This is a genomic window from Cobetia sp. D5 (assembly GCF_035666195.1).
Taxonomy (GTDB): domain Bacteria; phylum Pseudomonadota; class Gammaproteobacteria; order Pseudomonadales; family Halomonadaceae; genus Cobetia; species Cobetia amphilecti.
In genome coordinates this window covers 1,398,179-1,419,781 of sequence record NZ_CP142020.1, presented here as the reverse complement: position 1 = coordinate 1,419,781, position 21,603 = coordinate 1,398,179, and the positions used below count along the sequence as shown (strand labels likewise).

Here is a 21,603-nt window from a genome sequence, read left to right as displayed (position 1 = left end):
CTTGCGACCATGTCGCGGGACCTGAAGCAGCATCGGCCTCCTGGCCGACACTGCAACGCTGTGACGAATAGTAACGCAGACAACGCCGTACGTCGCCATCCCTGCCGGGTCTTGCGCGTTGAGCGCAGCGCACCACGACGGGCAAGGCGACGCATGCATGCGGCTGGCCGTCACAGACAGTTGGTCGGCTTGGGCAGCCCGGCGATGCGCGCGCCCACCTTGGGCGGGCTGTCCGGGAACAGCCGCATCAGATGCAGCGAGCGGCCCTTGTCGGGGCCAAAGCGCTGGGTCATCGCCTTGCTCAGCGGGCGCATGGCCGGCGAGAGCGAGAAGCGCTGATAGAAGTCGCGCAACACCTCGATCACCTCCCAGTGCTCCGGCGTCAGTTCACGCCCCTCCTCGGCGGCCAGCATTTCCGCCAACGCCGGGCTCCAGTCATCCAGATCGACCAGATAGCCTTCCGCATCCAGTCCGATATCACGCCCATCAAGCGTCAGTGTGCGCACCGCTTCACTACTGGCCATACAGATCCTGATTCACTGTCTTGCATGAAAATTGAAAGGGAGAAGCGCCTGGCGCCTCAGAACCAGCTGACGGTCTTGTCGGCGGCCTCGGTCAGGGCGACGAAACCGTCGACGTCGACCACGATGACGTTCTCCGCGCAGCGCCCCAGCAGGCCGCGGGACTCGAGGTCTTCGCGCAACGCGAACAGCCGCCCCTCAAGCCCGGCAAGGTGCTGCTCGGCGTTGTCGAGGGCGCCATTGACGCCATCCTCGATCAACAGCAGCTGATCTTCCGGCCCCATGGCATTGAGCACATCATCATGGATGCGGCTGGAGAATGGCGAACGATTGAGTAGATGTAGATTCATGCAATTATCCAGGCAAGGGAAGCTGGGACTGCCACTGGCCATCAATCAAGAGATATCAATGACATGGCATCAGGAAACTGATGCGAGCATATCAGTCGCCAGCGTTGGCGGCAGTGACGTGTCAGAAGCTCAGCACGCGCGAGAACGCGGTGGTCAGCGCGACCACCTCGTCATGCTCGAGCAGCGTGACCGGCAACAGCGTGACATCCTGCGCTGTCAGGCCCCGTGCGCGCAGCGCCGCCGCATCGACGTAACAGCGCTCGACGTCATACATCTCAAGCGCCGCCAGCAGGTTGTCACTGCCCTTCTGCCCCAGCGGCCCGACCTGCTGCCCTTCCAGCAGCGCCATCACGCCATCGCCGGTGAACAGCAGCCCGACCTCGCGCCCGAAGGCCGCCGCGACCATCGCCGCCTCCAGTCCCTCGCGCAGCCAGCTGCTGCCATGCGGGCCATGGCGCAGCATGACCAGCAGATCACCGGCGGCTATCCCGGCGTCATCGCCTGCCAGGGGCGCCGTCATCACATCGCTCATGGTCTGCTCCTCACTCGATAAGTGACATCATCAGTGACGACAAGAAATGACGTCATGCAAAGGTGATCAGGTGGTCATTGTCCAGCGTCGCCTCGACCAGCTGGCCCAGTCCCGTCAGCTCGAACGGCGCCTCGAGGGTATGCCCCTGCTTGCCATGCCGCGCCGCTTCGCGCTCATCGAGCATGCCGCGTCTCAGGCCCGCCGCGACACACACCTGCAGGCGGGTGGCGTGATTCTCGGCAAGCGACAGCCAGCGATCGCGCAGATGCGGCTCGTCCTGGGGCGGCGCCATCATGTTGGCGGCGTTGTAGACGCCATCGTGATAGAAGAACACCGTGGTCAACTGATGGCCGCGCGCCAGCAGGGCGTCGGCAAAGCGCAGCGCCGAATGGCTGGCCTGCTGGCTGTAGGGGCCGCCGTAGACGGCCAGAGCATAACGCATGCGAACCTCGTGTGACTGCTCATGAATGGGCGCCATTCTAGCGCGAGTCACGCCACCTGACACCCGAACGCAAACGACCCCGCCGAGGCGGGGTCGTTTGCAGGTCTCATGTCCCTTCGCTTGACGATCAATCGTCGGAAGCGAAGCCCAGCAGGGCCAGCAGGCTGACGAACATGTTGTAGATGGAGACGTACAGGCTCACCGTCGCCAGCAGGTAGTTGGTCTGCCCGCCGTGGATGATCTGGCTGGTCTCGAACAGGATCGCCGCGGAGGCGAACAGCACGAAGCCGGCGGAGACAGCCAGTGCCAGGCCGCTGATGTTGAAGATCATCGCTGCCAGCATCGCCAGAATCAGCACGATGGCGCCGGCGAACAGGAAGTTGCCCAGGAACGAGAAGTCCTTGCGCGTCACAAGTGCCACCGCGGACAGGCCGGCGAAGGTGATGCCGGTCATGCCGAGCGCGGTCATCACCAGCTGGCCACCGTTGGGCAGGCTCAGGTAGGCATTCAGTACCGGGCCGAGCGTGAAGCCCATGAAGCCGGTGAAGGCGAAGGTCGCGAAGATGCCGGCGGTGGAGTTCGCGGTCTTGTGGACCAGGAACATCAGGCCGTAGGCACCGATCAGCAGCACGAAGATGTTCATGCGGCCGACGCCCATGCTCATCGCCACGCCAGCGGTCAGCGCGGAGAACAGCAGCGTCATTGCCAGCATCATGTAAGTGTTGCGCAGTACCTTGTGAGTACTGAGCGAGCGGCTCGCGGTATCCTGCGAGACCTGCCAGGAGCTGTTAGCCATGGTGTCTATCCTCAGGTTGCTACGATGGATTCATCGATTTGACCCCAGCATGCCCTCAGGGGTTTGCCTAATCAAGAGACAGAACGATGAAAAGCCCTATTGAGGCAACCATCCGGCGCGTGCAAGGCAACGACATCGTCAGTCTCCGCAGCCATTGTGGCATGTGCGACCTTTCAAGCATCTGAACGACAAGGAAATTTACGCCAAGTCCTTGACCCTACCTGAAAAATCCGTAGTATTTCATCCCGTGAGTCGGAGGGATGGCAGAGCGGTTGAATGCACCGGTCTTGAAAACCGGCGTAGGTTAATAGCCTACCCAGGGTTCGAATCCCTGTCCCTCCACCACCTTGATTCCGAAAGCCCCGTCTACCTCAGGTAGGCGGGGCTTTTTCGTGGCCTGACACATGACCTGAGTCATGCTCTGGTGCCAGCAGGCGGCTCCGGCGGCCTCACCCCGGCGCCATCCTGCTGCAAGTGATTGTCCGCGATGGCTTTTCCGAAGATTTTTCTTCGCCTACCCCTTGCTATTCTCATCAGGTTCGGTAGTATTTCGCTCCGTGAGTCGGAGGGATGGCAGAGCGGTTGAATGCACCGGTCTTGAAAACCGGCGTAGGTTAATAGCCTACCCAGGGTTCGAATCCCTGTCCCTCCACCACCTTGAATTCCGAAAGCCCCGTCTACTTCAGGTAGGCGGGGCTTTTTCATTGTTGCCGCGCAGCGCCCATCGCCGCCACTTCGCTACCCTGCCTGAGCAGCGATGGCCAATGATGCGCCGGGCCGTCAGCGGACTTTCGGCTACAGTGAGCATCACTGCGCCAGACATTCCTTGCCGCAGAATGTGCGCTTGCCCCTCCCCCTTTAGACAAGTCGAGACACCATGCCATTTTCTGCCCTTGGTTTGAGCGATTCCATCGTCAAGGCCGTCACCGAGCAAGGCTACCAGACCCCGACTCCCATCCAGGAGAAGGCGATCCCCGTCGTGCTGGCCGGTGACAACCTGATCGCCGCCGCCCAGACGGGTACCGGCAAGACGGCAAGCTTCGTGCTGCCCATCCTGCAGACCCTGCAGCAGGCGCCCAAGGTGCGCGCCAAGCGCGTACATGCCGTCATCCTGACGCCGACGCGGGAGCTGGCGATCCAGGTCGAAGACAACATCCAGCACTACGCCAGGTATCTGGAAGTCAGCTCCATGGCGATGTATGGCGGCGTGGAGATCGAACCGCAGCAACAGCGTCTGATCGAGGGCGTGGACATCCTGGTGGCGACGCCTGGCCGCCTGCTGGACATGCTGACCCGCCGCGCGATCCATCTCGACGAGACACGCACCCTCGTCATCGACGAAGCGGACCGCATGCTCGACATGGGCTTCATCGCCGACATCAACAAGATCGTCGAGAAGCTGCCCAGAGAGCGCCAGAACCTGCTGTTCTCGGCCACGCTCTCGGCCCAGGTGCGCGTACTCGCCAAGACCGCAGTGACGGACGCCGTCGAGATCATGGTCGCACCGGAGAACGTCACCGCGCCGGATATCAGCCAGTATCTGATCACGGTCGACAAGGAGTTCAAGTCCGCCCTTCTGAGCCATCTGATTCACGAGAAGCAGTGGCAGCAGGCGCTGATCTTCATCGAGACCAAGCGCGGCGCCGCCAAGCTGGTGAGTCAGCTGGAGAAGCGTGACATCGCTGCCGAGTCCTTCCACAGCGGTCGCAGCCAGGCAATGCGCGAGCAGCTGCTGGCCGACTTCAAGGCCGGCACCATCAAGTATCTCGTGGCCACCGGCGTTGCCGCGCGGGGCATCGACATCGATGACCTGCAGCGCGTGGTCAACTACGACCTGCCGGACGCCGCCGAGGATTATGTCCACCGCATCGGGCGTACCGGCCGTGCCGGGGCCAGCGGTGAAGCCATCTCGCTGGTCTCGCGTGATGACTTCCGCAACCTGTGCGCCATCGAGCAGCACCTGGGCTATTTCGTGACACGCGAAGTCGTGGAAGGCTTTGCGCCCAAGCTCGCGGTGCCGGCCTCGAACAGCGACTACGCCCCCAAGTCCGCAAGCAAGAGCCGTCGTCGCCAGTCCAACCGCCGCTGACTCTTCTCAGGGCAAGCCTGATGCCCCCTCGCGCAGTCCTGATAACGCCCTGACATACGCACGCCCCCGGAGACAGGAATGTCATTCTCCGGGGGCGTGCTGGGTTGTATACCAAGCTTTGTTCGCAAATCTCTATGCGCAAACCTCTGTGCACAAAACTCTGCGCGCAGTGAATTGCGCTCAATTGATGGCGGCGATACCCGGCCCACCCACGGTTCCCAGCTGGGTGTCACTGACGAAGCCGTTGCCGCCGTCCTGCTTGGCGCGGAACAGATTGACGTCGGCCTTGGCGATCAGGCCTTCCAGGTCCTTGTCGCCGGACTGACGCTGGGCGACACCGATCGACAGATTGACATCCAGACTGTTGAGGCCGTCATTGATGACGAACGGCAACGCCGAGGCGCCCTTGCACAGACGCTCTGCCACCTGATCGACGCGCTCGCCATGCAGCCCCGGGCATAACAGCACGAACTCCTCGCCGCCATAGCGCCCGACCAGGTCCTCCCCGCGCAGGATGCTGCGCATGCGCCGCACCAGCTCCTTGAGCACCTGATCGCCGGCCTGGCGACCCCAGGTCTCGTTGATCAGCGCCAGATGGTCGACATCCACCATCATCACGCTCAGCGCCCCGTTGTTGATCAACATGCCACGCCCGCTGTCGACCAGCTCGGCGCGACTCAGGGCGCCGGTCAGCGCATCGAAGCGCCCTCCCGTCTCGAAACGCTGCTGCAGGCGCTCCACCGACCAGCCCATCTGCACCAGCACCAGCGTGAAGAAGATGGTCAAGACGCCCAGATTGATGATGCGAAATGCCAGCATCCAGCCGGCGGGCAGCGGATTGGTCGGCCCTTCCAGCATCAGGATGATGCAGGCCAGCAGCGGCATGCTCAGGCAGGCGGCGCACAGAAGAACGCGCCGCATGAACGACATGCGGATCGAGTAGATGCACAGCAAGGCGCCGAAGTAGAAGTAGTCGAACCCGGCTTCCGAGCCGAAATAGCGCAACGAGAAGCTGATCTGCGCGCAGGTGCCCAGCGCCATCAGCGTGGCCGCCAGGGCTTCACGGCGAGCACGGTGCAGCTGCAGACAGACCAGATCGACGATCAGCATCGCCAGATTCAGCGCCAGAATGCCCATCTCGCCCAGCCACAACAGCAGGATGGCGTAGAGCAGATGGCAACTGACCGCCAGCACGTAGACCACGTTGAAGGTGGCATGAAAGGTCTTCTCATCCGCCGTGAGTCCGAGCGGGAATTGCTCGAATCGTCGCAGAAAGCCCGCGAGATGAGGGTGTGGGCTGGCCATGTAGTCACCTCCTTGTCGCTGGCCACAATCGGTGGCCAGGCGCTGTCACGGACAAATTGGCCTGACATCAACAGAATACGATATTGATGAGTCCAAACACGACGCCCCCATTACACGCAGTGCAATGGGGGCGTCGTAGTGTGTGAAGCGCAGGTGCAGGCCCTGACACAGATTCAGGCTCAGACACGGACTCAGTGCAGTCGCAGGCCGACCTTGGTGATGCGATTGCCTTCCACCTCGTTCACCACCCAGTGGATGCCATGCCAGTCGACATCGTCGCCGACCACCGGCACCCCGCCGACTCGACGGGTGATGAATTCGGCGATGGTCAGGTGGTGCTCGCCCTGGGAGAGCGTCAAGCCGTAGACATCGGCGATATCCTGCATGTTGGCATCGCCTTCCAGCGTGAAGGTCCCGAAGAAGGCACGTTGCTCGTGCTGCAGACTCTCGCCATTGAACATGCGGTTGAGGCTCGGCACATCACAGGAGCGCCCCACCACGCACAGCACATCCTGCTGATGCAGACAGGTGCTGCCCTTGGGGTGGATCAGCACCTTGTTGCGGAACAGCGCCCCGACCTTGGCCCCCGACGGGAAGCGCAGCATGCGCAGCGCCACGCCTTCCAGCGCCGTGTTGTCGACGCGATAGACCAGCATCTCGTAGTCATTGACCGGCATGATGCCGAGCAGGTTGCGGCGACTGGGCTGTGCGCCCGGCGGCACCACCACCCGCAGCTTGCGTGCCATCGGCGCCAGCGACGAGCCCTGCACCAGCAGCGAGATGATGACCACGAAGAAGGCGACATTGAAGTAGAGACCGGCATTCTCGACCCCGGTGATCACCGGGAAGATCGCCAGCACGATCGGCACCGCCCCTCGCAACCCGACCCAGCTGATGAACCACAGCTCACGCCAGCGGAAGCGGAAGAACGGCTTGAGACACAGGATGACCGCCAGCGGGCGCACCACCAGAATCAGCGCCACGCTGAGGATGGCGGCCGGCAGCGCGAACTGCAGCATGGTCGAGGGCGAGACCAAAAGGCCCAGCATCAGGAACAGCACGATCTGCGAGAGATGCGCCAGGCCATCATGCACCGGCAGGATGTGCTCCAGATGCCGCCCGGGGTGATTGCCGATCATCAGGCCGCACAGATAGATGGCAAGGAAACCGCTGCCGCCCATCTCGTTGGTGGTGGCGAACAGGCTCAGACCCAGCGCCAGCGCCAGCAGCGAATAGAGGCCGGGCGCGAGGTCCAGATAGCGCATCAGACGGGCGATCAACCAGCCGCCGGCGATCCCCATGGCGGCGCCGACACCGAACTGCAGCAGGAAGCTCATGATGCCCGACGCGACGCCGGAGAGCTGACCGGTCAGGATCTCGGCCAGCGTGATGGTCAGGAAGATCGCCATCGGGTCGTTGGTGCCGGACTCGATTTCCAGCGTCGCACCGACACGTTCATTGAGGTGAACGCCCTGACCGCCCAGCAGCGAGAAGACCGCCGCGGCATCGGTGGAGCCGACGATGGCCCCGACCAGCAGGCCTTCGATCAGGGTGAGATCAAACAGCCACATGGCCAGAAGGCCCACCAGACCACTGGTCATGAAGACCCCGACGGTGGCCAGCACCAGCGCCGGTTTCAGGCCGGCACGAAACGTGGACAGCCGCGTGCGCAGGCCGCCGTCGAGCAAAATGAGCGCCAGCGCCAGGTTACCGATCATGTAAGCGGATGAGGCGTCGTCGAACTGGATGCCCAGTACGCCATCTTCACCCGCCAGCATGCCAAGGCCGAGGAACAGCAGTAGCAGCGGCATGCCAAGACGCGCCGAGACGCGGCTGGCCAACACGCTCAAGGCGATCAGCGTGCCTGCCAGCAAGAAATAATAATTCAGGTTCTCTACCACGAGTGCTCCCCCGCCAAGCCCTACATCAGATCTCGAGTGACGTCCACGACGACTCACCCACAGTATTCCATGTCAGCGATGGGGCTGCAGAGAAATTTCACACCTTTCATGTACTTGCAGCGTGCAGCACGCGGATTTCACGCCAGGCTGCGCGGCGAGACCCAGGCAGGGGCTGCCGCAAGCTCAGCATAGGACCGCGGACCGAAGGCCTCCATCGCCCACAACAGCGCACGACACAGTTCACGCTGGCCATCGAGATCGATCATGCGCCCATGGCGCGAATAGCCCTTCATGAAGGCCTGACGCTGCTCCGGCGTTTCCAGCAGCAACTCCACCAGCGCCCAGTCGAACTCGATCGGCGCCCACACCAGCGCCTCCCAATCGCTCCATACCCAGCCGGTGGCGGCGCACAGGTATTGATCGGCACGCATGTCCGGCAGACACCACACCGCGCGAGTCGGTGCCGGGAAGGTGCGCTTGAGCAGCGTGCCAAGCTCCGCGCGACGCGGGTGATGGGCGAGAAAGCGCGTGACGCGGGTATTCCAGTGCAACAGCGGCATCGGCTGCGCCAGCGGCTGACCGAAGCCCGACACCGTATCCTGATGCAGGCGACCGAGCTGGTCGCCGAGCAGCTCACAGAAAGTGATGCTGAGATCGCTCGGCTGCCCGCTGGACCACGGCAGGTGCCAGATGGGCGCGCCATCGAGACGCCCCAGAAAGGTCAGGGGCAGTGGCGGAATCGGCAAACGCGCGGGCAAGGCGCCCGCCAGTCGCGTCAGCCCCTCCGGCGTCGCCCAGCGATCGGCGCCGAAGACCCCGCGCATGGCGCGCCAGAAGGGGTCATGGTCTGGGCCGGTGCGCGCCAGCTTGATGAGGCCGGGCGTGCCGCCACGCTGGCGCCATAGCCAGTTGGCGCTATCCGGCCAGGCGAGTGCCAGCGGCTCGAGCGGTTGACCCAGATAGGTCGAGAGCCGTCGGGTCAGTGACTCCTCGGGCCAGCCCCTGGGCACGGGACGCGGCTCGCCCACGGCCTCAGCCGTGCTCGGCCGCCGTGGGGGAACGGGATAACTGGAACAGGTCGAGAGATCCGGTGTGTCGGGCATGATGATCTCCTAGGGCTATACGTCTTGTTACAGTAAAGCTCAGCATACCCAAGGCGTGGCACATCGGCATAGTCCGTTTCGCACGCCACCTCTGCCCTGCCCACCTCTGCCCTGCCCACCTCTGCCCTGCCCACCGGACTCGCCCCCCGCCCCTGACCCGCGTCGGACAAGACACCAGCAAGAGAGTGACGTTACACTGTCGACCTGGATGGGGGTGCCCGAGGATGGGCTGAGAGCCGCAGCGATACGTCGCGCGACAACCCCTGGAACCTGATCCGGTTGATACCGGCGGAGGGAATCCCCGACGCGTGCCCTGCATGGCGCGTCACCTGCTTCCTCCTGCCGGCACGCCGCCTGACCACGGAATTGCCTGTGTCGCTGGGACTCACCCTCAACAACGCACGAATCGATTACGCCGGCCACACGCTGTTCCGCGATATCTCCGCACGTCTGGAAGCCGGTAGCTGGACGGCACTGCTGGGGCGCTCCGGCTGCGGCAAGAGCTCGCTGCTGCGCCTGCTGGCCGGCCTGGAGATGTCAGACCTCCATCAGCTCGACCTCGCCACCGATGACGGTCAGCCGCTGACCGACCGCGTGGCCTGGATGGCGCAGCAGGACCTGTTGCTGCCGTGGCGGCGCGTCATCGACAACCTGTGGCTGGGCGATGACCTGCGCCGGCGGCCGCGCAATCGCAAGCTTGCCCATGAACTGCTGGCCGCGGTCGGGCTTGAGGGCCGTGAGCAGGCCTGGCCGGACGCCCTCTCCGGCGGTCAGCGCCAGCGCGTCGCCCTCGCTCGCACGCTCTACCAGCAGGCACCGGTCGTGATGATGGATGAGCCGTTCTCGGCGGTGGATGCCATCACCCGTCTGGAGCTGCATGATCTGGCCAGCCGCCTGCTCAAGGGCCGCACCGTCCTGATGGTGACCCATGACCCACTGGAGGCATTGCGCCTCGCCGATCAACTGCTGGTGCTGCGCCCATCGAGCCTCCCGGGCCACGGCGCCGAGCTGGAACGCCTGCCGGGGCTTGGTGCCGCACGCCCTGTGCCACTGGATGACCCGGCCCTGCCACCGGCGCAGGCGCAACTGATCGCCCGCCTGCGCGATAGCGAGGAGGCCGCATGAAACGTCTGCACGCCATGCGTCACCTCGTCATCAGCGCGCTGCTCCTGCTGGGGCTGTGGCAGCTGATCATTGCCGTTACCGCCGTACCGCCCTACATTCTGCCCACGCCGCAGGCCGTGCTCGAGGTGCTGATCCAGAAGGCGCCGCTGCTGGCTCATCACGCTGGCGTCACCATCAGCGAGATACTGGCCGGGCTGGTGCTGGGCATTCTGCTCGGCCTTGCCACCGCGCTGGCGCTGGCCTTCATTCCCCGCCTGCGCCGCACGCTGCTGCCGATGCTGCTGATCAGCCAGGTGATACCGCTGTTCGCGATCGCGCCGCTGCTGGTGCTGTGGCTCGGCTATGACATGCTGTCCAAGGTGGTGATGGCGACGCTGATCATCTATTTCCCGGTCGCCTCCACCGGCTACGACGGCCTGCGCCAGACCCGACAGGGCTGGCTGGATCTTGCCCATACCCTGGGCGCCAGTCCATGGCGCCGACTGATCCACATCCAGTTGCCCGCCGCGCTGCCGGCACTGGCCTCCGGCATACGCATGGCCGCGACCGCCGCCCCCATCGGCGCCGTCATCGGGGAATGGGCCGGTGCCAGTCAGGGGCTGGGCTATCTGATGCTCAATGCCAACGCGCGCATGGAAATCGACCTCATGTTCGCCGCCCTGCTGGTGCTGGTCGCCTTCTCCCTGCTGCTCTATTTCTCGCTGGATGCGCTGCTGCGCGCCCTGATGCCCTGGCACCGCGACCGGCTGACACGCCTGAGCTGACACGCCTGGGCTTCGAGTAACTACCGCAAGACCGCAAGATCGCGTAACCGAAAGACGCAACGACGCTCGACACAAATTGCATGAGCCTGACGACTGCCGCCCACGAACGGCAGCACCACTACCCTGTGATCACAAGGAACTCCGCCATGTCTCTTTCGTCATCGGCGCCACGGCGCAAAGCGCAGCCGACACGTTCACCGCGTGCCTCGCTGCTGTCCACCGCCTTCGCCACCCTGCTGACCACGCTGTGCCTGAGCAGCCTGCCAGCCACCGCCATGTCGGCCCACGCCGCCGAGGCAGAACCCGCCACCAGCACCCAGTCAGCGCCGGAAATCGTCGCTCAGCAGGCCGAGGTCGGAGTGAACGGTGACTCGGCCGCCTCCGCGCCGGTGGCAAGCCAGGAAGCCGTCGAAGCGACCGCCGGCGCCGCCGAGCAGGCCAAGAACGGTGCTGAACCGGCCGCGGATGCCCCGCCAGCCGCCAGCGACGAACAGAGCGCTGATGCTGACTCGAAGGACGTCGTCGAGGACAACTCCAAGGACGCTGCCACCGCCGAGCAGCCGCTGACACAGTTCAAGGTCATGCTCGACTGGTACACCAACCCCGGTCACGCCCCGCTGGTGCTGGCGCAGGAGCTGGGCCTGTTCAAGAAGCACGGCCTTGATGTCGAGCTGATCGCCCCCGCCGATCCGAGCGTGCCGCCCAAGCTGGCCGCCGCCGAGCGCGTCGACATCGCCATCAGCTATCAGCCGCAGCTGCACCTGCAGATCGATCAGGGCCTGCCGCTGGTGCGTATCGGCACCCTGGTCGCCACGCCGCTGAATGTGGTGGTGGTGCGCGCCGACAGCGACATCCAGTCGATCGCCGACCTCAAGGGCAAGCGGGTCGGCTACTCGGTGGGCGGTGTCGAGGAAGTGCTGCTCTCCACCATGCTGCAGCACAGCGGCCTGACGCTGGATGACATCACGCTGACCAACGTCAACTTCTCGCTGACACCGTCCCTGCTGACGCGCAAGGTCGATGCCGTCACCGGCGCCTTCCGCAACTTCGAGCTGGCCCAGATGGCCCAGGAAGGCGTCAAGGGCCGCGCCTTCTACATCGAGGAAGAAGGCGTGCCGACCTATGACGAGCTGATCTTCGTCGCCAACAGCGACAGCTACGAGCGCAAGCAGGCACAGTACGCCGGCTTCCTCGCCGCCGTCGGCGAAGCCACCGCCTGGATCATCAATCACCCGGACCAGGGCTGGGAGATGTTCCGCGATTCCGATCCGGCACTGGATACCGAGCTCAACAAGGAAGCCTGGTACGCCACCCTGCCGCGCTTCGCGCTGCGTCCTGCCGCGCTGGATGCCGGCCGCTATCGTGACTTCGAGGACTTCCTGTTCGAGCGCGGCATGATCAAGAAGCGCCAGTCGCTGAGCCACCTGGCCGTCGACGTCAACGCGCCCTGAGGCGTTGAGCGCCCAGAGCCCTTGAAACGCTGAGCGCTTGAGCGCGGCCAATGCAAAACGCCCTGCCGGAGATTCCGACAGGGCGTTTTGGGTTCAGGACCGGCTCACTCTCGCCGTCTTGTGCCTATTTGACAAGCGCTAGCGGCGTGCCAGGCGACGCGACAGCCACAGGATCTGCAGCGGCTGGATCACCAGCGCGATCATCAGCACCGCGACCAGCAGCGGCATGCCTTCCAGCGCGCCGCTCGGCGTGCTGACCAGCAGCCCGGCGCCCACATAGCTGCCGGCGGCGGAGCTCAGATGCTGCACGGCACTCTGGGTGCTGGTGAAGGCCGCTCGCTCGTGGTCGGCGGGAATGAAGCTGTTGAGCGTATTCTGGGTCACACGCCGCGCCGACGAGAACAGCATGTAGGCGCCGAAGCCGATCCAGATCAGCGACGGCCCCGGCGAATGCAGCAGGAAGGCCCAGCCGACCAGCGCCGTCATGAGGCAGGTGATGGTGCCCGGCCAGACACAGCCATAGCGATCACACAGCCGCCCCGTGAGTTGCATGCCGACCAGCGACAGCCCGCCACCGATCATGTAGAGCCCACCGAGATCCTCGCGCGGCAGGCCCAGATTGAACAGCAGATAGCTTGCCAGGTTGGGAATCACCAGGAAGTTGCTGAACATCGCCGTGGCGATCAGCGCCAGCCCCAGCCGATGGTCGGGCTGGGCCAGGATGTTCAGGATCGTGGTGCCCTTGCGGCTGCGCTGACGCGTCTCGGGATTATCGAGATGACCGCGGATCGGCGGCAGTATCCAGGCCAGCAGCCCGCACACCAGCAGTGCCAACAGCGCCACGGCGCGAAATGGCGCCTGCCAGCCGAAGCCCTGCGACAGCCACAGCGCAAACGGCAGCCCCAGCACCGAGGCCACCGAGAAGGCGCCCATCACCAGGCCCATGGCGCGCCCCCGGCGTACTCCCGGCACCACGTCGATCACGATGGCCAGCGCCGTCGCTGCCGCCGGCCCGCCGAACAGGCCGCCCAGCATGCGCGCCGCCAGCAGGGTCTCGAAGTCGGTGGCGAAGCTGGCGATCAGGTGACAGAGCGCCGCGCCGAACAGGAAGCCCAGCACTGCCCAGCGGCGATCGAAGCGATCGGCGTGTCGCGTCCACAGCAGAGTGCCCACCGCGGCGGCCAGCGGATAACTGCCGACGATATAGCCGAGGTGGTCCAGCGGAATGCCCAGCGAGGTGGCAAAGTCGGGACCCAGCGCCATCACCATGGTGAAGCCCATGATGACGGCGAACTGCAGCAGGGTGACCAGCGCCACCACCAGGCGCTCGTGGGTGGTCACCGGCGGGATGACCCGCTCGCTCGCGGCCGGCTGACGATTTTCGGAGTGGCGGCTCGGCGTACTCAAGCGCGCGCGACGCGATCAAGGAACGCCACCACCGCCTGCTGGAACTCGCTGGCACGCTCGGCGTGCAGCCAATGGCCGGCCTCCAGCGAGTCATCTTCCAGCGCAGGGAAGTGCTCGCGCATCGTCGCCAGGCCCTCGGACTGCACATAGTTGGAGCGCGAGCCCCACAGCAGCAATGCCGGCAGCTCGATTGGCCCCTGACCGTGCGGCGCCTCGACGATCTGCGGGTAGCCCGCCGCGATATGGTCCAGCCCGACGCGCCAGCCCATGGCGCCATCGTCGAGACGCACCAGATTGGTGGCGAGGAACTGGCGAATGGCCGGGGTATCGACATGCTGCGCCATCACCGTGTCGGCCTCCTTGCGTGAGGCCGGGCGCGCGTCACGCACTGCCTCGAAGGCGGCAAAGATATCGTCATGCCCGTGGCCATAGGCGACCGGCGCGATATCGGCGACCAGCAGGCTGCGCAGACGCTCGGGCGCCTCGAGCGCGACCTGCATGGCGACCTTGCCGCCCATCGAGTGGCCCAGCAGGTCACAGCGCTCGATGGCGAGGCGGTCGAGCAGCGCGATGACATCCGCGGCCTGCTCGGGGTAGCTCATGCCGGCCACGTGCGGGCTGCGGCCGTGGTTGCGCAGATCCACCGCGATCACGCGGCGTGTCCGCGACCAAGACTTGATATGCGAACGCCAGTTGTCGGCACTGCCGAACAGGCCGTGAAGAATGACCAGCGGCGTCGCGTCCTGCTGGCTCGTTGTCTGTTCCTCGGCGCCATCACGAGCATCGCTCTCGTGGTAATAAAGCTCGACCGTTGTGCTCATCATCATCTCCATGGACGCTAGACAGACCGTTACGCTCCCCGTGGCTCAGGCGCAGTAGCTCAGGCGCAGTAGCTCATGGCTCAGCGGCGTGGCTCGGCGGCAGCCGGCTCGCGGGGAGCGCCTATGTTAGCAAACTATCAAGCGCGCGGCGGCTCCGTCCTCGACGCCTCAGCGCGGGCTGGCTTCCAGATAGACCTTGACCGCCTGCCACAGCGGGCTGCGGTAACGCTCCGGGTGCCACAGCATCGAGAAGCGCCGCTTCAGGTTGAGCTGGGGCGTGGCCAGCACCACCAGCTCGCCACGCGCGATCTCGGCCGCCACTGACAGCCCCGACAGACACCCCAGCCCCAGCCCGGCGAACACGGCCTGCTTGATGGCTTCGTGCTGGCCCAGCTCCATGCGCACCTTGAGGCGCTCGATCCGCCCGTGCAGTGCACGCTCGAAGACCGCCCGCGTGCCCGAGCCCCCCTCGCGCAGAATCCAGTCGGCGGTGGCGAGGTCCTCATCGCTGAGCGCCACGCCACGCACGGCCAGCGGATGGCTCGGCGGCGCCACCACCACCAGCTCATCCTCACGCCAGGTCTGGCTCATCAGGCGTGGCGCATGGCAGTCGCCCTCGATCAGGCCGAGTTCGGCGTCATAGTTGAGCACCGCCTCCACCACCTGATGGGTATTGCGCAGACGCAGGTTGAGCTCGGTGCCCGGATGTTCGCGCATGAAGGCCCCCGCCAGCCCCGGCAGCAACCAGGTGCCGATGGTGGCGCTGGCGGCGATTTCCAGCTCGCCGCGCAGGTTGCCATCCACCACGCCGGGCTCACGCGCCTCCAGCTCCAGCGCGTGGGTCTGCTCCAGCAATTGCTCGGCGCGCGCCAACAGGCGGCGGCCATTGGCGTTCAGGGCCAGGCGGCGACCGAGGCGCTCGAACAGCTGCACCTCGAGATGACGCTCAAGCTCGGACAGCCCCTGACTCGCCGCCGATTGCGACAGGCCGATCTCGCGCGCCGCGGCGCTGACGGAGCCGTGGCGGGTCACCGCCACGAACACTTGCAACTGGCGCAGCGTGATGTGGATCTGCATATCGGTTTTTCCGGTATGTAATAAAAGAATAATCGACTAACTGCCGAATAATATTCCCGAATAGACTAATCATCAAACCAGAGACACTAAGCAAGCGACGGCAGACTCAAGCGCCCTTGCCGATGACAGCCGTGCACCCCACGCCAGCGCACGACCCATAACAAGACAGGCCATGTTCCGCACGGGATAGGCCACTTTCCTCAAGGAGAATGCTCATGGACGCACAGACCCTGACTCCCCCCGCCACTGCCGAGCGCTTGCGCCGCATGTTGCCGGGCCTCGCCCTGTGTGGCGGCCTGACCCTGGTGGGACTGGCACTGCATTCCATTCCGGCGCTGGCCTCCACCGGCATCAGCCCGCTGGTCTTCGCCCTGCTGTGCGGTATCGTGGTCGGCAACCTGCCGATCACCAGCCGGCACGCCGCGGCGCTCTCCCCGGGGCTGCATATCGCGACCAAGAAGCTGCTGCGTCTCGGCATCATCCTGTTCGGCCTCTCCATCACCCTGCAGCAGATTCTCGGCCTGGGCTGGAGCGTCGTCTTCCTCGATGTGCTGGTGATCACCGCGGTGCTGAGCAGCGGCTACTTCATCGGCACGCGCTGGCTGGGGCTGGACCGCGACACCGCACTGCTGACCAGTGCCGGTTCCGCCATCTGTGGCGCCGCGGCGGTACTGGCGACCGAATCGATGATCAAGGCACGCCCGGCGGCCACCGCCATGGCCGTCGCCACGGTGGTGCTGTTCGGCTCGCTGGCGATGCTGGTCTACCCGCTGCTCTACCCGCTGAGCGGCATGCATGAAGGCCTGTTCGGCATCTATATCGGCTCCACCATCCACGAGGTCGCTCAGGTCGTGGCCGCCGGTGAAGCGGTCGGCCCGGACGCCCTGGCCAATGCGCTGATCGTCAAGTTGATGCGCGTGATGATGCTGGTACCCTTCCTGCTGCTGTTGCCGAAACTGTGGGCCATGCGTGCCCGCACCGAGGGCGATGACCGCGAAACCGGCGGCAGCATGACGATTCCGTGGTTCGCGCTGGGCTTCATCGCCATGGCCGGCATCAACAGCACCGGCGCGATCCCGGCGGCAGTGCACTCAAGCCTCTCTACTCTCGGCAGCGTGGCACTGACCATGGCCATGGCGGGCCTGGGCGTCGAGACTCGCATCGATCGTCTGCGCTCACTGGGCATGAAGCCTTTCCTGCTCGCGCTGATCCTGTTCACGCTGTTGATCGTCGGTGGCTTTGGCGCCAACCTGCTGCTGATGGGCTAGTCCACAGCACGGCAGCGATTGATTGCCCCAATGACTTTGGTAGTACGGCTCAATTGGCAAACCCGGGCAGGCTCAAGCACAATGGCGGTCATCCATTACTCACCGGCAGTGCCGGCGCCATTTTCTCGGCCCACCCAGTACGGGCTTAACGAGAGTCACGAACCTTAGGAGAGTCTCATGCTTGCAGTCATTTTCGGTCGTCCGGGTTGCCCTTTCTGTGTCCGCGCCAAGGACCTCGCGGAAGAGCTCACCGCCAAGCGCGATGATTTCGACTTCCGCTACATCGATATCCATGCCGAAGGCATCAGCAAGGCCGACATGGAAAAGACCATCGGCAAGCCGGTCGAGACCGTACCGCAGATCTTCGTCGATCAGACCCACATCGGTGGCTTCACCGAGTTCAACCAGTACGTGCAGGACGAAGCTCTGATGCCGCAGGCCTGATCGCCGCCATCAGCCGCTTCACTGCTGAAGCCCCCGCCATTGGCGGGGGCTTTTTTGTGCCTGCGTCACCGCCTCCCGCCCCTGGTCACGACACTCACCCGCACCACCACGCTGTACACAGGGTCGCGCCTTGCGCACCTTGCCGCTTGCGACAAAAGGAGGGGGCAGCGACAATCGCTGCCTTCTCCGCCCATGTATGCACAAGGACACGCACATGAACATGTTGATGGAAGGCGCCGTGCTGCTGGGATGCGCGGTGGTTGCCGTGCCACTTTTCCAGCGTCTGGGCCTCGGCTCCATCCTGGGCTATCTGGCCATCGGCGTACTGCTGGGTCCGTCGTTGATCGGCTTCATCTCGGAGCCTGGCGAAGTGCTGCACTTCGCCGAATTCGGGGTCGTCATGCTGCTGTTCATGATCGGACTGGAACTGGAGCCCAAGCGCCTGTGGGACATGCGCCTCAAGCTTGCGGGCCTGGGCAGCGCCCAGATGCTGCTGTGCGGCGCCCTGCTCACCCCTGTCGGCCTGTGGCTGGGGCTGGAATTGCCCGCCGCCGTGTTGCTGGGCCTGATTCTGGCGCTGTCCTCGACCGCCTTCGCGCTGCAGGTATTGAGCGAGAATCAGCAGCTGGCGACGCCGCACGGCCAGTCGACCTTCGCCATCCTGCTGTTCCAGGACCTGGCGGTGATCCCGCTGCTGGCCCTGATGCCGCTGTTCGCTGACAACTTCGATGCCTCCACCGGCACCAACTGGATCGGCATCGCCAAGGGCATCGGCATGATCGCGGCGGTCATCATCGTCGGCCGCCTTGTCGTGCCGCGCCTGCTCAAGATGGTCGCGCGCAGCGAGATCCACGAGATCTTCACCGCCGCGGCCTTGTTCGTGGTGATCAGCACGGCGCTGCTGATGGAATGGGTGGGGCTGTCCATGGCCCTGGGCGCCTTCCTGGCCGGGGTGCTGCTGGCCGATACCGTCTACCGCCACGAGCTGGAAGCCAACATCGAGCCCTTCAAGGGGCTGCTGCTGGGGCTGTTCTTCATGGCCGTGGGCATGTCGGTCGACGTGTCGCTGGTGATGGAGCGTCCGCTGACCGTGCTGGCGCTGACGCTGGCGCTGATGTTCGGCAAGGTCATCGTGATCACGCTGGTCGGACGCGTCGCACGCCTCAAGATGGCCGAGGCCCTGCCGCTGGCCGCGGTCCTGTCACAGGGTGGTGAGTTCGACTTCGTGCTGTTGACCGCCGGCATGGCCGCCGGCATCTTCGATCAGACCCTCACCAGCCTGGTGATCAGTGCGGTGACCCTGTCGATGGCTGCCACGCCCTTCCTCTATCGCTATGCCCGCCACCTCGGCGCCACCAGCGAAGCCAAGCGTCCCTATGATGAGGACTTCGGTGAGGAAACACCGCAGGTGGTGATCGCCGGCTTTGGCCGCTTCGGCCAGATCAGCGCGCGCATGCTCAAGAGCCAGGGCATCAACTTCACCGCGCTTGACCCCAACATCACCCAGGTCGAGTTCGTGCGTCAGTTCGGGTCGCGCATCTTCTATGCCGATGCCAGCCGCGCCGAATTGCTGCGGGCGGCGGGTGCCGAGCAGGCCAGGATCATGCTGGTGGCGGTCGATGATGCCGAGACCTCGACAGGCATAGTGCGCATGGTGCGCCATCAATTCCCGCACCTGAAGCTGTTCGTGCGTGCCCGTAACCGCCACCACGCCTGGGAGCTGATGGAACTGGGCGTGGAACACGTGATTCGTGACACCTATGCCAGCAGCCTGGAAATGGGCGGAGAATTGCTGGTGGCGATGGGCTACCCCAGTGCTCGCGCGGCGGAAGTGGCGCGTGCGTTCCGGGAAATGGATGACAACATGCTCAAACAGAACTACGAGCACCGTCACGACCAGAAAGCGCTCGTCAACAGCGAGCAGGCCGCCATGGTCGAGCTCAAGCGTCTGTTCCAGAACAATCAGGACTGACGTCGCACGACTTGCCAGAGCGCTACGTGGCGCCTGAAAAGACACAAGGGCCGCCCCGGCAGGGGCGGCCCTTGTCGTTGGGGCACTCGGCAAGGCCTTGCGTACTGGCCCGCCTCCCGAGGGGCAGGCGAGCGGCCCGAGTCCTGCTCAGCCCTGCGACAGACGGCGGGACGTCAGGCGCGCCCGCCACTGCGGGCCGAACAGATAGGCGCACAGCCCGATCACGATCAGCAAGGCCCCGGCGAGCACGCGGCTGGAGATCAGCTCATCATTGAGCACCGCGCCCAGGCTCATGGCGAAGATGGGGGTGATCAAGGTCGCCAGCGCCACCGTACTGGCCGACAGGCGTGACAACACGAAGTAGTAGCACAGGTAGCCGATCAGCGAGCCAAAGATGCCAAGGTAGAGGATGGCCGCCATCGGACGCCCCTCCGGCAGGGCCTGCGGCACGCCATCGACGATCAGCGCACACACCAGATAGAGCGGCAGCGAGACCAGCAGCGCACCCTCCGTCTGGACCAGCGGATGCAGCCCTGCCCGCTCGCGCTGCACCAGTACCCCCGAGGCCGCGAAGCAATTGACGGCCAGCAGCATGGTCAGGACTCCCTTCCAGCTGCCCGGTGGCAACGCCAGGGAATCCGAGACCGCGACGGCCAGTCCACTCAATGCCAACGCAAACCCCATCCACTGCAACTTGTCAAGTGGAGCACTTTTCAACCACCAGCGTGCATAAAGCCCTGATAGCAAAGGTGCCAGTCCAAACAGTAACGACATGATACCGCTTGGTAACCAGGCCGCAGAGAGGTAGGCGAAGTACATGCCACCCCAGATACCCAGAGCGGCTGCCGAGTAGCTGCGCAGTGCCCCACGCGAAAGGTCCATTTTCAGCCCCATTATGCGTAACAATGGGTAACCGAGGCATGCGGCAATTAACATTCTGCCCATCGCCGACCAGGCAGGCAGCCAGCCCGAGGCGCTCCACGAGATGGCCAGCGGTGTCGTCGACCACACCATGAGAACCACGCAATACGCCACCAGCACTGGCATTTTTACTCTCCGATCAAGAAACGCGAAAAAACGGATAATGGCGTTGAATACCCCTTTGCACGACTACCTATAATCGCTCCAGCACTGAGGTCATAGGGGCCGTCCAAGGAGGCATCATGCAACGCAAGGAATTCCAACAGCAGCTATGGCTGGACTTCGTCCATCGCCATCCCGACATCGGGGCGCTGGATATCTGGCCAGACAGCATCAACCCTGAATATCTGATGTTCCTGACGCTGAATCAGGGGCCTTTCAGAAGCGAGAAACTGTTACCCAGCCTGTATCACCAGGGCTATCGCCGCGTGAAACAGTACGCCATGGCCGACCGCGGCCTGCTGGTCGATCTGCTGCTTCCCCCGGATGGTGGCGCTGCCGTCATGCTGGCGGAACTGCAGGCCAACAGCCTGCCGCCGATGCACCGCGACCTGCTCAAGCGCCTGATCAGTCAGAGTCATCGTGATGACTGCAAGGGACAGAACCTGCTCGCGCCCTGCCGTCCGTGGGACATGCCGGACTGGCCGACCTTCGAGCGCCTGCTCGAGGCCAACCCGCTGGCTGCCTGGCTCTCCGTGATGGGGCCGCGCCTGCACCATGTCGGCTTCAATGCCGAAGAGCTTGGCGAAACGCTGGAAGCGGTCTGCGAGGGCATGCTGGCCTACGGCATGGCTCCACAGACCGGGCGCCATCATGCGGTACTGCCCATCAACCCCAAGCTGCAGTATCACTACTACCCGGCCCACGCCCAGCGCATGGTGTTCGCGGATGGTGACGAGCATATGGTGGTACTGGGCGGCATCGCCCTGCTGGCGACGGCACCGGTGACGACTCAGCAAGAAGGAAAGCAGCGTCCCGCAGAACAACTGCTGCCGGAACATACGCTGTGCCAACTCAGCGCGTAATGGCCTCTTGGCAGCACTGCGCAATGAGATGAGTCGCATTCAGCCCCCTGCGCATGCGTAGGGGGCTCTTGTGTTCAGAGAGTGACATGACCTGTCATGCCATACCCTTCACACCCTCTCTTGCCATCACTCTTCATGGCATCACCTCATGATGTCATCACTGCACGACTCGCCGCTTCCCCCGCCGCTTTCCCCCGCCATGCCTGCGCCTTGTGCCTGATCCTCTAAACCTAACGTCGCAGACAGGTTATCAACAGAAGCTGTGGAAAAAGCTGTGAAGAATCTCTGT

General features: G+C 64.4%; 20 protein-coding genes, 2 tRNA genes and 1 riboswitch. Of the genes, 10 read left to right on the top strand and 12 right to left on the bottom strand.

All coding sequences use genetic code 11. From position 1 onward, the window contains the following. Nucleotides 1-170: 170 nt before the first annotated feature. The 5 genes from U0O11_RS06025 to U0O11_RS06005 form a co-directional block, all read right to left on the bottom strand. The gene (locus U0O11_RS06025) at nucleotides 171-524 is read right to left on the bottom strand and encodes a TusE/DsrC/DsvC family sulfur relay protein (protein WP_043335059.1); all 354 of its coding nucleotides are present in this window, start codon (nucleotides 522-524) and stop codon (nucleotides 171-173) included. Between the two features lie 56 nt (nucleotides 525-580). Beyond that, the gene (gene tusB, locus U0O11_RS06020) at nucleotides 581-871 is read right to left on the bottom strand and encodes a sulfurtransferase complex subunit TusB (RefSeq protein ID WP_043335056.1); all 291 of its coding nucleotides are present in this window, start codon (nucleotides 869-871) and stop codon (nucleotides 581-583) included. A gap of 121 nt (nucleotides 872-992) precedes the next feature. Further along, nucleotides 993-1,403, bottom strand: a complete 411-nt coding sequence (tusC, locus tag U0O11_RS06015; protein WP_240548730.1) for a sulfurtransferase complex subunit TusC — start codon at nucleotides 1,401-1,403, stop codon at nucleotides 993-995. A gap of 52 nt (nucleotides 1,404-1,455) precedes the next feature. Continuing rightward, nucleotides 1,456-1,845, bottom strand: a complete 390-nt coding sequence (gene tusD / locus U0O11_RS06010) for a sulfurtransferase complex subunit TusD (RefSeq protein ID WP_043335054.1) — start codon at nucleotides 1,843-1,845, stop codon at nucleotides 1,456-1,458. A 127-nt stretch (nucleotides 1,846-1,972) separates the two neighbouring features. After that, nucleotides 1,973-2,641, bottom strand: a complete 669-nt coding sequence (locus tag U0O11_RS06005) for a Bax inhibitor-1/YccA family protein (protein ID WP_054557334.1) — start codon at nucleotides 2,639-2,641, stop codon at nucleotides 1,973-1,975. Nucleotides 2,642-2,895: 254 nt separating this feature from the next. On the opposite strand from U0O11_RS06005, the gene U0O11_RS06000 reads away from it, so the two are divergent. From U0O11_RS06000 to U0O11_RS05990, 3 genes are all read left to right on the top strand, one after another. After that, a tRNA-Ser gene (locus U0O11_RS06000) sits at nucleotides 2,896-2,986 on the top strand. A gap of 219 nt (nucleotides 2,987-3,205) precedes the next feature. Further along, nucleotides 3,206-3,296, top strand: a tRNA-Ser gene (locus U0O11_RS05995). 222 nt (nucleotides 3,297-3,518) lie between these two features. Next, nucleotides 3,519-4,730, top strand: coding sequence for a DEAD/DEAH box helicase (locus U0O11_RS05990; RefSeq protein WP_225347839.1), 1,212 nt, complete (start codon nucleotides 3,519-3,521; stop codon nucleotides 4,728-4,730). 180 nt (nucleotides 4,731-4,910) lie between these two features. Here U0O11_RS05990 and U0O11_RS05985 read toward each other — a convergent pair whose 3' ends face one another. From U0O11_RS05985 to U0O11_RS05975, 3 genes are all read right to left on the bottom strand, one after another. After that, the gene (locus U0O11_RS05985; RefSeq protein ID WP_324692087.1) at nucleotides 4,911-6,035 is read right to left on the bottom strand and encodes a GGDEF domain-containing protein; all 1,125 of its coding nucleotides are present in this window, start codon (nucleotides 6,033-6,035) and stop codon (nucleotides 4,911-4,913) included. 191 nt (nucleotides 6,036-6,226) lie between these two features. Continuing rightward, nucleotides 6,227-7,936, bottom strand: a complete 1,710-nt coding sequence (locus U0O11_RS05980; RefSeq protein WP_131431696.1) for a potassium/proton antiporter — start codon at nucleotides 7,934-7,936, stop codon at nucleotides 6,227-6,229. Between the two features lie 137 nt (nucleotides 7,937-8,073). Next, entirely contained in the window at nucleotides 8,074-9,039 is a 966-nt protein-coding gene (locus tag U0O11_RS05975) for a hypothetical protein (RefSeq protein WP_054556746.1), read from the bottom strand. Nucleotides 9,040-9,239: 200 nt separating this feature from the next. After that, nucleotides 9,240-9,353: riboswitch (TPP riboswitch) on the top strand. Nucleotides 9,354-9,411: 58 nt separating this feature from the next. Between U0O11_RS05975 and U0O11_RS05970 the strand changes: the two genes are divergently transcribed. The 3 genes from U0O11_RS05970 to U0O11_RS05960 all read left to right on the top strand — a co-directional run bounded on the left by U0O11_RS05970 (nucleotide 9,412) and on the right by U0O11_RS05960 (nucleotide 12,379). Continuing rightward, nucleotides 9,412-10,164 carry an ABC transporter ATP-binding protein gene (locus U0O11_RS05970; RefSeq protein ID WP_200906787.1) on the top strand — a complete coding sequence of 251 codons (753 nt, stop codon included), beginning with the start codon at nucleotides 9,412-9,414 and terminating at the stop codon, nucleotides 10,162-10,164. Continuing rightward, nucleotides 10,161-10,928, top strand: coding sequence for an ABC transporter permease (locus tag U0O11_RS05965; protein WP_054556747.1), 768 nt, complete (start codon nucleotides 10,161-10,163; stop codon nucleotides 10,926-10,928). The genes U0O11_RS05970 and U0O11_RS05965 overlap by 4 nt, the downstream gene beginning before the upstream one ends. Nucleotides 10,929-11,074: 146 nt before the next feature. Then, nucleotides 11,075-12,379: an ABC transporter substrate-binding protein gene (locus tag U0O11_RS05960; protein WP_324692084.1), complete on the top strand. Its 1,305-nt coding sequence runs from the start codon at nucleotides 11,075-11,077 to the stop codon at nucleotides 12,377-12,379. Between the two features lie 138 nt (nucleotides 12,380-12,517). Here the strand turns inward: U0O11_RS05960 and U0O11_RS05955 are convergent, their stop codons facing one another. From U0O11_RS05955 to U0O11_RS05945, 3 genes are all read right to left on the bottom strand, one after another. Continuing rightward, nucleotides 12,518-13,786, bottom strand: coding sequence for an MFS transporter (locus U0O11_RS05955; RefSeq protein ID WP_215824181.1), 1,269 nt, complete (start codon nucleotides 13,784-13,786; stop codon nucleotides 12,518-12,520). Further along, nucleotides 13,783-14,607, bottom strand: a complete 825-nt coding sequence (locus tag U0O11_RS05950) for an alpha/beta fold hydrolase (protein WP_324692082.1) — start codon at nucleotides 14,605-14,607, stop codon at nucleotides 13,783-13,785. The genes U0O11_RS05955 and U0O11_RS05950 overlap by 4 nt, the downstream gene beginning before the upstream one ends. A 168-nt stretch (nucleotides 14,608-14,775) precedes the next feature. Next, nucleotides 14,776-15,684 (bottom strand): LysR substrate-binding domain-containing protein, encoded by a 909-nt coding sequence (locus tag U0O11_RS05945; RefSeq protein WP_324692080.1) that lies wholly within the window; start codon nucleotides 15,682-15,684, stop codon nucleotides 14,776-14,778. A gap of 215 nt (nucleotides 15,685-15,899) precedes the next feature. On the opposite strand from U0O11_RS05945, the gene U0O11_RS05940 reads away from it, so the two are divergent. From U0O11_RS05940 to U0O11_RS05930, 3 genes are all read left to right on the top strand, one after another. Next, on the top strand, nucleotides 15,900-16,952 hold the full coding sequence (locus tag U0O11_RS05940; protein ID WP_233593462.1) for a YeiH family protein: 1,053 nt from the start codon (nucleotides 15,900-15,902) through the stop codon (nucleotides 16,950-16,952). A 177-nt stretch (nucleotides 16,953-17,129) separates the two neighbouring features. Beyond that, nucleotides 17,130-17,396 carry a GrxA family glutaredoxin gene (locus U0O11_RS05935; protein WP_043335038.1) on the top strand — a complete coding sequence of 89 codons (267 nt, stop codon included), beginning with the start codon at nucleotides 17,130-17,132 and terminating at the stop codon, nucleotides 17,394-17,396. A gap of 214 nt (nucleotides 17,397-17,610) precedes the next feature. Next, nucleotides 17,611-19,368 (top strand): monovalent cation:proton antiporter-2 (CPA2) family protein, encoded by a 1,758-nt coding sequence (locus U0O11_RS05930; protein ID WP_107335164.1) that lies wholly within the window; start codon nucleotides 17,611-17,613, stop codon nucleotides 19,366-19,368. A gap of 147 nt (nucleotides 19,369-19,515) precedes the next feature. Here the strand turns inward: U0O11_RS05930 and U0O11_RS05925 are convergent, their stop codons facing one another. Continuing rightward, nucleotides 19,516-20,415: a DMT family transporter gene (locus U0O11_RS05925; RefSeq protein WP_442872640.1), complete on the bottom strand. Its 900-nt coding sequence runs from the start codon at nucleotides 20,413-20,415 to the stop codon at nucleotides 19,516-19,518. Between the two features lie 116 nt (nucleotides 20,416-20,531). On the opposite strand from U0O11_RS05925, the gene U0O11_RS05920 reads away from it, so the two are divergent. After that, nucleotides 20,532-21,314 (top strand): DUF1338 family protein, encoded by a 783-nt coding sequence (locus tag U0O11_RS05920; RefSeq protein WP_043335032.1) that lies wholly within the window; start codon nucleotides 20,532-20,534, stop codon nucleotides 21,312-21,314. Nucleotides 21,315-21,603 lie beyond the last annotated feature (289 nt).